Origin of the sequence: Bradyrhizobium sp. BRP56 (assembly GCF_020194035.1) — a bacterium.
GTDB lineage: Bacteria > Pseudomonadota > Alphaproteobacteria > Rhizobiales > Xanthobacteraceae > Bradyrhizobium > Bradyrhizobium australafricanum.
The window spans coordinates 21,309-34,849 of record NZ_JADYVV010000058.1 but is presented as its reverse complement, the minus strand read 5'-3'; the positions used below and the strand labels follow the sequence as shown (position 1 = coordinate 34,849).

The window sequence follows — 13,541 nt, the reverse complement described above, 5'->3', positions numbered from 1 at the left end:
GAAGCGCACCCGGTGTGATTACGCGCGCCGCGAAACACCGAGCCCCGCCAGATGCGTGTCGACGAACTGCGCGAGGCGCTCGCGCAGCATCTCAGGTGGGACCGCGACCATGCGCTCTTCGAGGCCGAGCGAGATGATGCCGTGGACCGCGGAGAACATCGTCCGCGACAGCAGCGCGACGTCGCCGGGATAACGATCGGGCAGCAGCCGCAGCAGCGGCGCATGCATCAGTGCGAACGCGTCCATCACCATCGTGAGGATGTCTTCCGGAAACGGCCGGTCGTCCTCCATCCGGTGCTCGAACAGCGAGCGCAGCAGATTGGCGTGCTCGGTGGCGAAGCCGAGATAGGCGTCGGCAAGTCCGTGCAGCTGGTGCAGGGGATCGTCGGCCGGGACCGCCTTGAGCCGAGTGGTCAGGGCGTGAACGGTCTCCCGGTTCACGGTCAGGATCAACCCGTCGAAGTCGCCGAACTCATTATAGACACTGCCGATGGAGCAGCCGGCGGCTTCGGCGACATCGCGAACCTTGAGTGATCTCAATCCCTTAGTGGCGATTGACCGGCGCGCGATCTCGATCAGCAGGGCTCGCCGCTGAAGTTTTTTTCGGTCTCGTCGCGATTCTTCTTGAACAATGTTCATTTTCATACTACTAATTTGAGCGTTGCTCAAGTTGGCATAGGAGGCCACTCAGATGCAGACCCTAGCACTTCAATTGACCACCACCCTTGTCGATGACGCGATCGAGCTCGTGAAGGGCTTCGGCCGCGCCGTCCTCAATCTGGCGACCGCGCCGATCGAGCGGATTGCCCGCGCCTGCGACGTCGCAGGCGTCCTGGAGCAGCGGCGCGCGGATCGGCGCGCGCCGCGCCAGGCGGCTGCGAGCGGAGGCCGCTGCAAGCCGCGCAACTGCCGATGGTCACCGTTCGGCGGCTTGAGTGAACTGACCTGAAGCACGCGGCCGCAATTGTCGGCGAAACCTCAACAAAGCGCTCACCATGTCCTCTGCGAGCCTATCCGGCGTCGGTCAACCCCAGGTCTGGATAAGGTCTCGTACATCTCTGGCGGGCAATGTCGCGACGTCCCGGTGCGCCCGATTTTGCGCGCCTTCGAACCGATACGTTGCGGAAAAGACTAAAGGCTGCGGCATCTCCGTCATTTTCTCCACGCTCACCATTCTCCGCCACCCGAATTCGCAGACCTGCCAGCGCCGTGCGCGCTAACCCAAGGAACCGGTCATGATCAAGGAATTGATGACGTCCCGCCGCTTCGCGCCGCTGTTCTGGTCGCAGTTCTGCTCGGCGTTGAACGACAACGTGCTGAAGAACGCGCTCGTCATCATGCTGCTGTATGGCGTCGCCAACGAGCAGGGGCCGGCGCTGGTTCAGCTCGCGGGGGCGGTGTTCATCGCTCCGTTCTTCGTGCTGTCGGCGCTCGGCGGCGAGCTCGCCGACCGCTACATCAAGTCCGTCGTCGCCCGCCGGCTGAAGTTCTTCGAGATCTTTGCCGCGGCCTTTGCCGCCGCCGGCTTCTTCACCCATTCGATCCCGCTGCTGTTCATCGCGCTGGCGCTGTTCGGCATCGTCGCCGCGCTGTTCGGCCCGGTGAAATATGCCGTTCTGCCCGACCAGCTGTCGGTGTCCGAACTCGCGACCGGCAATGCGCTGGTCGAGGGCGCAACCTTCATGGCGATCCTGATCGGCACCATCGCGGGTGGCATGTTCGTCGCCGGCGCCAGCCACATGGGCTGGATCTGTGCCGCCGTGGTCGGCCTGTCGGTGCTGTCCTGGGCGTTTGCATCGCGCATCCCGGTGACGCAGCCGTCGGCGCCCGATCTGCCGATCACCAAAAATCCCTGGACCTCGACCGTGCGCCTGTTGAAGTCGCTCTATGCCGAGCCGCGGCTGTGGGACGGCATGGTGATCGTGTCCTGGTTCTGGATGGTCGGCGCGATCGTGCTGTCGCTGCTGCCTGCGCTGATCAAGGAAGGCGTCGGCGGCACCGAAGGCGTGGTCACGCTGTGCCTTGCCGTGTTCGCGATCGGCATTGCCGCCGGCTCGCTGTTCGCCGCGCAGCTGAGCCATGTCCGCCCGAACCTCGCGCTGGTGCCGATCGGCGCCATCGTGATGGGCGTGGTCGGCCTCGACCTCGCCTGGGCGATCGCCACCACCTCGCTCGGCAAGGACGTCACCGCGGCCGCGTTTGCGACCTCGTTCGGCGGCTTCCGCATGCTGGCCGACTTCTTCCTGTTCGCGTTCGGCGGCGGCCTGTTCGTGGTGCCGTCGTTCGCCGCCGTGCAGGCCTGGACCGCGCCGTCCGAGCGCGCCCGCATCATCGCCGCAGGCAACATTTTGCAGGCCGGCTTCATGGTCGCCGGCGCGGTGTTCGTCGGCGCCCTGCAATATATCGGCCTGCCGATCGCCTGGATCTTTTTCGGCCTGGCCGTCGCGAGCTTCGGCACGGTCTGGTTCGTGCTGAGCAAGTGGGGCAAGGAGGGCGTGCGCGACTTCGGCGCGCTGCTGTTCCGGGCGCTGTTCCGCGTCGAGGTGCGTGGCATGGAGAACCTGCCGCCATCGGGCACGCGGATGCTGATCGCGCCCAACCATGTCAGCCTGGTCGACGGCCCGCTGCTGCACGCCACCTTGCCGATCGATGCGAGCTTCGCGGTCGACACCGGCATCTCCAAGGCGTGGTGGGCCAAGCCGTTCCTGAAGATGATCAAGCACTACACGATGGACCCGTCGAAGCCGCTGGCCGCGCGCGACCTGATCAAGCTGGTCGCCGCCGGCGAGCCGGTGGTGATCTTCCCGGAAGGGCGCATCACGGTCTCCGGTTCGTTGATGAAGGTCTATGACGGCACGGCGATGATCGCCGACAAGGCCGATGCGGTCGTCGTCCCGGTCCGCATCGAGGGCGCGCAGCGTTCGCATCTCAGCTATCTCAAGAATGGCGAGATCAAGCGCTCCTGGTTCCCCAAGGTGACGATCTCGATCCTGCCGCCGGTGAAGCTGCCGGTCGACGAATCGCTGCGAGGCAAGGCGCGCCGCAATGCCGCCGGCGCCGCGCTGCAGGACGTGATGATCAACGCCATGGTCCAGAACGCGATGCTCGACCACACGCTGTTCGAGGGCCTCGGCCACGCCTATCGCGACCGCGACACCGGCAAGCCGATCATCGAGGATGCGCTCGGCACCAAGCTGACCTATCGCAAGCTGATCCTCGGCGCCCAGGTGCTGAGCCGCAAGCTCGAGCAGGGCACCGCGGTCGGCGAGAATGTCGGCGTGCTGCTGCCGAACTCGGCCGGCGTCGCCGTCGTGTTCATGGCGCTGCAGACCATCGGCCGCGTGCCGGCGATGCTCAACTTCTCGGCAGGTCCAGTCAATGTGCTGGCGGCGATGAAGGCGGCGCAGGTGAAGACCGTGCTGACCTCGCAGGCCTTCATCGAGAAGGGCAAGCTTGACAAGCTGATCGCGGCGCTCGCCGGGCAGGCGCGCGTCGTCTATCTCGAGGATGTCAGGGCCGGCATCGGCCTCGCCGACAAGGTCGCGGGCTTCCGCGCCGGCATCGCGCCGCGCGTCGCCCGCAAGGCCAACGATCCCGCGGTCATCCTGTTTACCTCGGGCTCGGAAGGCACACCGAAGGGCGTCGTGCTGTCCCATCGCAACATCCTCGCCAACGCGGCACAGGCGCTGGCGCGGGTCGATGCCAATGCCAACGACAAGGTGTTCAACGTGCTGCCGGTGTTCCACTCGTTCGGTTTGACCGGCGGCATGATGATGCCGATCCTCGGCGGCATCCCGATCTTCATGTATCCGTCGCCGCTGCATTACCGGATCGTGCCCGAGCTGATCTACCAAACCGGCGCGACGATCCTGTTCGGCACCGACACCTTCCTCACCGGCTATGCCCGCTCGGCACATGCCTATGACTTCCGCACGCTGCGGCTCGTCATCGCCGGTGCGGAGGCGGTGAAGGAGCGCACGCGGCAGATCTACATGGAGCGCTACGGCATCCGCATCCTCGAGGGCTATGGCGTCACCGAGACCGCGCCGGTGCTGGCGATGAACACGCCGATGGCCAATCGCCAGGGCACCGTCGGCCGCATCTCGCCGCTGATGCAGTACCGTCTCGATCCGGTCCCCGGCATCGAGGAAGGCGGCCGCCTGTCGGTGAAGGGCCCGAACGTGATGCTCGGCTATCTCCGTGCCGAGAATCCCGGCGTGCTCGAGCCGCTGCCTGAAGGCTGGCACGACACCGGCGACATCGTCACGGTCGACGCGCAGGGCTTCATCGCGATCAAGGGTCGTGCCAAGCGCTTCGCCAAGATCGCCGGCGAGATGGTTTCGCTGTCGGCGGTGGAGGCGATCGCGGCTGCGATCTGGCCGCAGGCAATATCGGTTGCGGTCACGCTGCCCGATCAGCGCAAGGGCGAACGCATCGTGCTGCTCACCACGCAGAAGGACGCCGACCGCGCCGCGATGCAGCGCCAGGCCAAGAGCGTCGGCGCCTCCGAGCTCGCGGTGCCGGCCGATATCCGCGTCATCGACAAGGTGCCGCTGCTCGGCACCGGCAAGACCGACTATGTCGGCGCCACTGCATTGGCCAAGGAAATAGCAGCGGAACTCGCCGCGGCGCCTGCGCCGCAGGCCGAGCCCGCCGGCGATGAGGGCGAGGCCGAGCCGGCGCGGCTGGCGCAACACGTTGCATGAGGCTTGGCATGATGGTTATGCTTTTCGGGAGCATGTTGTCAGATAGACGGCAACTGCTCCCGAGAAAGCACGATCATGTTGGACAAACTGAACCCGGCTACGGAGGACGCGCCTGAACTTGCCGCCGAGCAATGGATCGGCGCGCTGGATGCGGCGTTCGCGAGCCGCTCCGCCGAGGCTCTCGCCGCGCTGTTTGCGCCCGAGAGCCACTGGCGCAATATCTTCGGCATCTCCTGGCGGTTTGCGACCTTCAGCGGACGGCAGCGCATCGTTGCCGAACTGCTGACGCGCGCTGAAGCGGTCGTCGCGCGCGGATTTCGTCTCGATGACCGTGCCTTGATACCGCGGCGGGCTGTGGTGGCCGGACGCGAGGCGATCGAGGCTGTCTTCACCTTCGACACGTCGAATGGTCCCGGCACCGGCGCGGTCCGCCTGCTGCATGAGAGCAGCGGAAATTCCGCGGCGTGGACGTTCTCCACGATGCTCGACTTCAACCGCATCTGCGAGGCGCGCGCCGACGGCGCCGCCGAGCAATCCCACGCGCGCGATTTCGCCGCACCCGACTGGCTGGAGCAGCGGCAGGCCTCGCGCGCCTATGCCGACCGCGAGCCCGACGTGCTGATCGTCGGCGGCGGCCATGCCGGCATCGCGGCCGCGGTCGAGTGCAAGCGGATCGGGCTCGATGCCCTGATCGTCGATCGCGGGCGGCGCATCGGCGACAATTGGCGGCTGCGCTATCGCGGGCTCAAGCTGCACAACAAGACGCCAGTCAATCTGTTTCGCTACCTGCCGTTCCCACCGAGCTTTCCAGACTACATCCCCAAGGACAAGATCGCGAACTGGTTGGAAAGCTATGTCGACATCATGGAGCTCGACTTCTGGACCGAGACCTCGTTCGAAGGCGCGCGCTATGACGATACGACGCAACGCTGGACGGTGACACTGCAACGCAACTGTGGCCCGCGTACGCTGCATCCGAAGCACGTCGTGCTTGCGACCAGCGTCAGCGGCACGCCGAACATTCCCAGGATCGACGACATCGGGAATTTCGAAGGGAAGGTGCTGCACTCCAGCGCGTTCGCGGCCGGGCGCGAATGGGCCGGGCGTTCGGTCGTCGTGTTCGGCACCGGCACCAGCGCGCATGACATCTGCCAGGAGCTGCACGCCGCGGGCGCCGACGTCACCATGGTGCAGCGCAGCCCGACCATGGTGGTCAATGTCGAGCCCGCGCAGCTCTACGACAAGACCTATCTCGGCGACGGCCCGCCGATCGAGGTGCGCGACATCCTCAATTCCGGCGTGCCGCTCCCGGTGATGAAGATCGCGCACAGGATCATCACCGACGAGGTGAAGCGGCTCGATGCGCCCTTACTGTCGCGGCTGGAGCGCGCCGGCTTCCGGCTCGAGTTCGGCGAGGACGGCACCGGCTGGCCGCTGAAATTCCGCTCCCGCGGCGGCGGCTACTACTTCAATGTCGGCTGCTCCGAGCTGATCGCCGACGGCAAGATTCGCCTGATCCAGGCCGCCGATATCGCTGATATCACCGCCACCGGCCTCGCGCTGAAGGACGGCACGTCGCTCGCCGCCGAGCTGTTCGTGCTCGCCACCGGCTACAAGGGCCCGGACCATCTGGTCGGCAGCTTGTTCGGCGAGGACGTCGCCGAGCGCGTCGGCCGCGTCTGGGGCTTTGACGATGCGAGCCAGGAGCTGCGCAACATGTGGACACGCACGCCGCAGCCCGGCCTCTGGTTCGCCGGCGGCGCGTTCTCACAGGCCCGCATCTACAGCCGCTTCATCGCGCTGCAGATCGCAGCGATCGAGGCCGGCACGCTTTCCAAGCAGGTAGAGTTTTGACGAGATCATCTCACCTGCTGTCTTCTTCTCCCTCTCCCCGCTCTTGCGGGGAGAGGGTTGGGGTGAGGGGCTCCGTCCGCGCATTCGACTCGTGGAGATTCCCCCTCACCCGGCGCTGCGCGCCGACCTCTCCCCGCAAGCGGGGCGAGGTCAAGCAAGTTGCCCCATCGTTGCTCACTTGAACTAAAGGACTCCCATGCCGCTTCCGCTCGATCCCGTCATTGAGAAGATCATCCCGCTGCTGCCGCTGCGCGATCCCGAAACCATGACGCCGCAGAGCTGTCGCGATTCGCTCCGCGCGCTGGCCGAGGCGCGCAAGGCGGTGCCGCCGCCACCGGTCGACGTGGCACGCGATATCGCGGTCGCTGGCGCCGCCGGCAAGCTCGGCGCGCGGCTCTATCGCAACGGCCGTGGCACGGCGCCGACCGTGATCTTCTTCCACGGCGGCGGCTGGGTCGCCGGCGATCTCGAGACCCATGATCGCCAGGCCCGCAACCTCGTGATCGACACCGGCGCTGTCGTGATCTCGGTCGATTACCGCCAGCCTCCGGAGACCCGCTTTCCCGGTGCGTTCGAGGATGCGTTCGCCGCGATCCGCGACGTGGTCGCGCGCATCGCCGAGTTCGGCGGCGATCTTTCCCGCGTCGGCGTCGCCGGCGATTCCGCGGGCGGCAATCTCGCCGCCACCACCGCGCTGGCCTGCCGCGACGCCGGCATCAGGCTCGCCGGGCAGCTGCTGGTCTATCCCGTCACCGACGTGGTCGGCAATTTCGCCGATGCGGACGAGAATGCCAAATTTCCGTCGCGCGCCGAGAATGCGGACGGCTACTTCCTGACCCGGGCGACGATGCAGTGGTTCTGCGGGCACTATCTCGCCGACAAGGCTGAGGGCGCCGACTGGCGCGTCTCGCCGCTGCGCGCGAAGAGCCTCAAAGGCGTGGCGCCAGCCGTCGTCACCACAGCCTGGTTCGACCCGCTGCGCGACGAGGGCCACGCCTACGCCAAGGCGTTGCAGGCGGCGGGTGTGCCGGTGAGCTATCATTCCGGCGAGGGCCTGATTCACGGCTACTTTGGTCTTGGCGACGCGTCAGAGGCCGCACGCGCCGAGGCGCAGCGCGCGCGGGCGGATTTTCGGGTGTTGCTGGAGCAGGGCGTCTAAGCTCCCGTCGTCCCGGCCGTTGTTGGCAATGGCACTCTAACCTCCGCGTTGTCCCGGCCTTTGTTGGCGAACGGACTCTAACCTCCTCGTCGTCCCGGTGAAGGCCGGGACCCATAACCACCGCAGCCTGTTGCAGGAGCAGGCTGCGGCCCCAGCGTCACGCCACGCCATCCAGTCGGGGTAATGGGTCCCGGCCTGCGCCGGGACGATGTGGATGGTTTCGCATTCTACAATTTCCGCCTTCAACTCCCACTCAGTTCTCTCACCCATCAATCGTTCCCGATGGTGTCGCCGAACAGCTGCCAGGTCTCGCCGTTGAACTTCTGCAGCCGCATTGCTTCGACCGGGAAGTAGTCGGTCGGCGAGGTCTTCACCTTGATGCCGGGCAGGAACATCGGCAGCGCGATGTCGAGATTGGCGGCCTGCTTCATGATGTTCTCGTGGGTGAGGTCGTCGCTGCATTGCTTCAAGACCTGCACCGTCGCCTCCGCCACCACATAGCCGTAGACGATCAGCTGGTCCTGCAGATTGCCGTCCGGAAAGTACTTCTTCATGAAGTCCTGCCAGGCGATCACGTCCGGATCCGCCTTCCATTGCGGATCGTTCGGATCCTTCAGCGAGTAGGACGAGATGATGTCCTTGGAGTATTCGAAGCCGGCCGGCTTCAGCACTGACGACACCGAGGTCGAGGTCGCCGCGAGGAAGAACAGGTCCGGCTTCCAGCCGATCTCGCCGATCTTCTTGATCGCCTGCGCCGCCTGCTTGGGGATCGCGTGCATGAACAGCACGTTGGCGCCGGAGGCCTTCAGCTTCACGATCTGGCTGTCGACCGTGGGATCGGTCGATTCATAGGTCGTTTCCGCCACCACCATCTTCGCGGTGTTCTCCGGCCCCAGTCCCTTCTTGAAGCCGTTGCCGTAATCCTTGCCGGCGTCGTCGTTCTGGTAGAACAGCGCGATCTTCGCGTCCGGCTTGTTGGTCAGCACATACTTGGCGTAGACCGCGGTCTCGGCCTGGTATGACGGCTGGAAGCCGATCGTCCACGGATAATGCGCGTAGTCGCCCCACAGCGTGGCGCCGGCACCGACGAACAGCTGCGGCACTTTCTTGTCGTTGAGATATTTGCGCACGGCCAGGCCCGTCGGCGTGCCCAGCGGATTGAGGATCGCGGCGACCTCCTCCTGCTCCACCAGCTTGCGCGTCTGCTCCACCGTCTTCGGCGGCGAGTAGCCGTCGTCGAGCGTGATCAGATTGATCTTGCGCCCGTTCACGCCGCCCTGGTCGTTGATCATTTTGAAGTAGGCGGCCTGCGTCTTCGCGATCACGCTGTAGGCCGACGCCGCGCCGGAGAATGGCGAGGTCTGTCCGAGCTTGATCTCGGTGTCGCTGGCGCCCGTGCCATATTTCTTCTCGGCGGCGTGTACCTGCGTCGCGAGCGCAAGCGCGACGGCTGCCGTGACGGCCTTCCAGATCATCGTGAGCCTCCCTGTGACTTTTTTGTTTTGTTCGCGAGGGAGAGCTTACGCAGGTCGAGGGAGGTGGGCTTGCGACGAGATGCCGGGGCAGGGATGCGAAAATGCGGCTGGTGCGATAGCGGCACGGTGTAACCACCAGCGTCGTCCCGGCGAAGGCCGGGACCCATTACCCCAACTGCCTATTTGGAGCGACGCTGGGGCAACATTCCGCGTAACGGCAAACTTTAGTGATAATGGGTCCCGGCCCCCGTGCGCAATTGCGCACTCGGCCGGGACGACGATGATGAGAGAGTCGCGCCTCAGCGCACCCGCACGCTGCCGGTCGTGACCGGATCGGTCGGCAGCACGGTAGCGCCGGCTCTGCTGGCGGCGGCGGAGGTGATCATGCCGGGCTCGGCCGCGGCCTGCACATTGCGGGGCGGGTTGAATTCGAGGATGACGAGGGCGGCCGTGGCGAGCACCGCCACGGCGGCGGTTGCAATCGCAGGCACCAGTCTTCCGCGCGGATCGGCTGCGCGAACTTGCATCGAGCAATTCCTTTATCGGGGTCGTTCTTTGGACGTGACATAGGAACGGCCAGGCTTCTTCCCAAGAGTGCGGCGCACATGCCTCACAATCAGTTGTGCTGGCCGTGATGTCCCTCACGGTCTTCGAGACGATGCGGCGTACCGCGTCGAATCGCATTCGTGTCGGACGGCTTGTTTGCACACTAATATCTGGAAGAGATCGTGGCGTTTTGCATGCGCCTCATGCGCTCGTGATCGATCGCGTGAGGTTGTGACTAACGTTGCCGCGACAAGCCGCTTTTGCCGTGATTTAGAGGCTTTCTTCGTTGTGCGCGGCCCGCGCGTTAAGGCTTTCTTCACGCGCTCTCGACGCATCAAGCAGAGATTCGTGTGATGTGCGCGTGATGGATGAATGACACCGCTGTCATTGGCAACAGCTGTCAGCGGACTGTCGTAGTCAATAGCGACGACTGTCATTGCGAGGCGCGAAGCGACGAAGCAATCCATCTCTTCTCGCGCGACGCGATGGACGATTTTACTTCACGCGTCATTGCGTAAAGAAGATTCCATTCGTTACGCATCCGCATGTGCGCGAGTCGGTCGGTTCGATTCACCTGTCAGACAGCGGGAGAGGGTGTGCGCGCGTAGTCTCGCGGCGCGATAGGCCCGAGCTTTGCGGCAGCTTGACCCTCGCTGGAGGGCGCAGGGAACGCCGGGGCCAGCACGCACCCATGGGTCCCGAGCAATAAAAAGCTCGGGAGGTAGGACCACAGGTACGGTCGGCGATCCCGGCGTTCCCCGCGCGGATGGGTTACGGCTCATACGTGCTCTCCCCGGCGAGACAGGGCTTGTTTGCCACCGCCCTCACAAGACGCTTTCGCGTTTCGCGAGAGGACACCAGCCACTGGGGCGTCAGGACCACACACTTTCACCGTCCGCGATGCGTCTCGCGCGCCACCCGCGTCCACCGCATCCCGCACCCAACGTCCGTGACGATCGCGATACGCCCCTCTCAGAGGAGGCGGGACGCGGAGGTTGTACTCGTGAGTTAGCGTGATGGGGAAAAGGAATATTTTCTTTGCGAGGACTGGACAGGGTGTGTCGCGTTCAAAAACTGAGGAAATTCGATTCTTGGCGCGGCACTGACGGGCGAATTTGGGTCAATCGGAGTCAATTTATTCATGAAGATCGTGCGCTTGGATCTAGCAAGCCGCATTTCGATCGATCTTGGGATACTTGCGGCAGAAAACTGAATAGTCTGGATTGTCCTTCAGGTGCGCATGCTGAAATTGACCCGCGTGACACCGGATGCAGAGCAGCTTTATGTTCGTGGGGTGGCTGTCAGACTTGTCGGCATCGATATGGTGTTACTCTCAGCCAGCTTTTGCATGAATGCCGTTTGTGATCGTCCCAAGGCGTCCAGACGATCATTCATGTCCTGCCGGTTGAGTTTGAGTTGCGAAATTAAAGTCGCCTCTTCGTCGCCGACCAACGATTGCTGGACATTGACAAGTTGAATGTAAAGATCGTCGACGGTGGCGCCATTGGCTGAGACAGCAGGGTCTAACCGTTTGACCCCGAGCGTCACATATCGGAGCTTTATTGAGAGAGCTGCACCCACTCCGACAACCGAGGCGATAAAGGCAGTCTTCAGTCCGTCGAGAAGTGCGGGGATACTGGCGTCTATCCTCTGCGGATCGAATTCATACAATCCTTCAGCGATGCCCAAAAACGTGAAGAAGATGCCTGCCGTAGTGAAGATTGATGGACCTTCGTGAATCGTGGTTTCGTTGTAAGCGAATATGTGAGCCAATAAGGCGCAGACGATGAGCATCGCTACCGCCCATTGCGTAATTGGTGGCAACGTCAGAAACAACTGCAAGACGCTGAGTCCGAGTGATGTAAGCCGCTCCATGGGCCCCCCCTTAATGCGATCGATTAGCTATCATGGCTCCGCGGGATCAGCGCTGATGCGAGCCATGACGATTCCGTCCTCCAGATGGACGCGGCTGGTGAAGCGGTTTTTACCCCGAAATGTGAAGGCGCCGTCTCATCGAGTTGTTGTCTTGGTCGTAAGCGCCAAGTGCGATCAAAGTCGTTGCCGCAGCTCCTAGACAAATTGCGCGGATCAAAACTGAAAGCGAGAGCATTTGCAAATAATCGCACCGGTTGAACAACCAATGGTCGAAATCTAGCTCAATTTTCCTGTGAGGGTACGGCAATGTTACGGCGCTACGAAAGTCGCAGCCGATACGTCAAACTGACAAAACAAAAACGGCCGGGTCATCGACCCGGCCGTTCAAATCTCTCTTCCCGCGAATTCCGCGTGTGCGGCTTAGCTCAGCTCGCCTTCTTCACCGGCGCGGGCTTGCCGACCTTCTTCTCGATCGCGCGCTTCAGTTCGAGGGCGCGGGGCGAGAGCACGTCGGCCTTGGCCTTGAGCAGGTAGGCATCGAGGCCGCCATTGTGGTCGACGCTCTTCAGCGCGTTGGTCGAGACGCGCAGGCGCACGTTGCGGCCGAGCGCTTCGGAGATGAAGGTGATGTTGGCCAGGTTCGGCAGGAAGCGCCGCTTGGTCTTGATGTTCGAGTGGCTCACCTTGTGGCCCGTCTGGGGGCCCTTGGCCGTCAGTTCGCAGCGCCGGGACATCTTACAAAATCCTTATTGCATCCCCGCCGCTCGAAGGGCGTGCAATCACACGGCCCGCGCGGGGGTTTTGAATTCGCGTCCATTTTCCAGGAACCGCGGGTGTATAGGGGGAGAATACCCGAGCGTCAAGATTATATCGCCGCATGCGGGGCACCGGAAATGCCGGTTCATAAGGTCTTCCAGCCACTTAACGGCAGATATGGCAACCATATAAAGGGCGTATTCGACTGCAAGTCTAGGTTCCATACAAGATGCGCCTTGTTGTCCGGCCGAATTGAACGCCGAAATGGACAACGGATAGAGCGCCGATAGCAGGACCGTCAGGTAGGTTAAGTGACCACCGCCATTGCCATTTTGCCCCCGCTCGGCCGGCTGCTCGGCCTGTGCGCGGGCGCATTGCTGCTGTTCTGCGCCGAGCGCGCCAGCGCGCAGGGGCGGCTCGACGCCCAGTATGAGGCGACCCTGGCCGGTATCCCGGTCGGCAAGGGCAGCTGGACCATCGAAATCGGCGACGACAGCTTCTCGGCCTCGGCCCAGGGCGGCACCGCGGGCCTTCTGAAGGCGTTTTCCGGCGGCTCCGGCGCGGGCGCCTCGCAGGGCCGCGTCGTCAACGGGGCGCTGGCGGCCTCCTCCTACACCGCGACCACCACCACCTCGAAGAAGTCGGAGACGATCCGGATGGTGCTGGCCAATGGCGGCATCAAGGAATCCGCGATCGAGCCGGAGCCGCCGGTGGATCCCGACCGTCTGCCGGTGACGGATGCGCAGAAGAAGAACGTGTTCGATCCGATGACCGGCTCGTTCTTGCGCGCGCCCGGCAATGCCGAACTGATGAGCCCGGATATTTGCCGCAGCGGCGCCGGCATCTTCGACGGCCGCATGCGCTACGACCTCAAGCTCGATTTCAAGCGGGTCGAGATCGTCAAAGCCGAGCGCGGCTATCACGGCCCGGCGCTGGTCTGCGCGCTCTATTTCGTGCCGATCTCGGGCTACATCCCGGATCGGCCCGTGATCAAATATCTCGCCGCCCAGCGCAACATCGAGATCGCCTTCGTGCCGATCGCCGGCACCCGCCTGCTGGTGCCGTTCCGCATGACGATCCCGACCCCGCTCGGCCAGGCCATGCTGGAAGCCACCTCGTTCGTCACCACAGCCGCGCCGCCGCGCGTGGCGAAGACGCAGTAGGGATCCT

General features: G+C 63.9%; 10 protein-coding genes. 5 read left to right on the top strand and 5 right to left on the bottom strand.

What is annotated here, in order from left to right:
* Positions 1-18 precede the first annotated feature (18 nt).
* A complete protein-coding gene (locus I6F38_RS32020) occupies positions 19-639 on the bottom strand; it encodes a TetR/AcrR family transcriptional regulator (protein ID WP_225163220.1) in 621 nt (206 codons plus the stop codon).
* 52 nt (positions 640-691) lie between these two features.
* On the opposite strand from I6F38_RS32020, the gene I6F38_RS32015 reads away from it, so the two are divergent.
* The 4 genes from I6F38_RS32015 to I6F38_RS32000 all read left to right on the top strand — a co-directional run bounded on the left by I6F38_RS32015 (position 692) and on the right by I6F38_RS32000 (position 7,719).
* The gene (locus I6F38_RS32015; RefSeq protein ID WP_092083143.1) at positions 692-949 is read left to right on the top strand and encodes a hypothetical protein; all 258 of its coding nucleotides are present in this window, start codon (positions 692-694) and stop codon (positions 947-949) included.
* A 286-nt stretch (positions 950-1,235) separates the two neighbouring features.
* On the top strand, positions 1,236-4,706 hold the full coding sequence (locus tag I6F38_RS32010; protein WP_225163219.1) for an acyl-[ACP]--phospholipid O-acyltransferase: 3,471 nt from the start codon (positions 1,236-1,238) through the stop codon (positions 4,704-4,706).
* Between the two features lie 75 nt (positions 4,707-4,781).
* Positions 4,782-6,560 (top strand): NAD(P)/FAD-dependent oxidoreductase, encoded by a 1,779-nt coding sequence (locus I6F38_RS32005; protein ID WP_225163218.1) that lies wholly within the window; start codon positions 4,782-4,784, stop codon positions 6,558-6,560.
* 196 nt (positions 6,561-6,756) lie between these two features.
* Positions 6,757-7,719: an alpha/beta hydrolase gene (locus I6F38_RS32000; RefSeq protein ID WP_225163217.1), complete on the top strand. Its 963-nt coding sequence runs from the start codon at positions 6,757-6,759 to the stop codon at positions 7,717-7,719.
* Positions 7,720-7,988: 269 nt separating this feature from the next.
* Here I6F38_RS32000 and I6F38_RS31995 read toward each other — a convergent pair whose 3' ends face one another.
* From I6F38_RS31995 to rpmB, 4 genes are all read right to left on the bottom strand, one after another.
* Positions 7,989-9,194 carry an ABC transporter substrate-binding protein gene (locus I6F38_RS31995; RefSeq protein WP_225163216.1) on the bottom strand — a complete coding sequence of 402 codons (1,206 nt, stop codon included), beginning with the start codon at positions 9,192-9,194 and terminating at the stop codon, positions 7,989-7,991.
* Between the two features lie 299 nt (positions 9,195-9,493).
* Positions 9,494-9,721, bottom strand: coding sequence for a hypothetical protein (locus I6F38_RS31990; protein WP_028336196.1), 228 nt, complete (start codon positions 9,719-9,721; stop codon positions 9,494-9,496).
* A 1,300-nt stretch (positions 9,722-11,021) separates the two neighbouring features.
* A complete protein-coding gene (locus tag I6F38_RS31985; RefSeq protein ID WP_225163215.1) occupies positions 11,022-11,615 on the bottom strand; it encodes a hypothetical protein in 594 nt (197 codons plus the stop codon).
* Between the two features lie 425 nt (positions 11,616-12,040).
* Positions 12,041-12,349, bottom strand: a complete 309-nt coding sequence (gene rpmB / locus I6F38_RS31980; protein ID WP_016843498.1) for a 50S ribosomal protein L28 — start codon at positions 12,347-12,349, stop codon at positions 12,041-12,043.
* Between the two features lie 372 nt (positions 12,350-12,721).
* On the opposite strand from rpmB, the gene I6F38_RS31975 reads away from it, so the two are divergent.
* Positions 12,722-13,534 carry a DUF3108 domain-containing protein gene (locus tag I6F38_RS31975; RefSeq protein WP_225163238.1) on the top strand — a complete coding sequence of 271 codons (813 nt, stop codon included), beginning with the start codon at positions 12,722-12,724 and terminating at the stop codon, positions 13,532-13,534.
* The last annotated feature ends 7 nt before the right edge of the window (positions 13,535-13,541 follow it).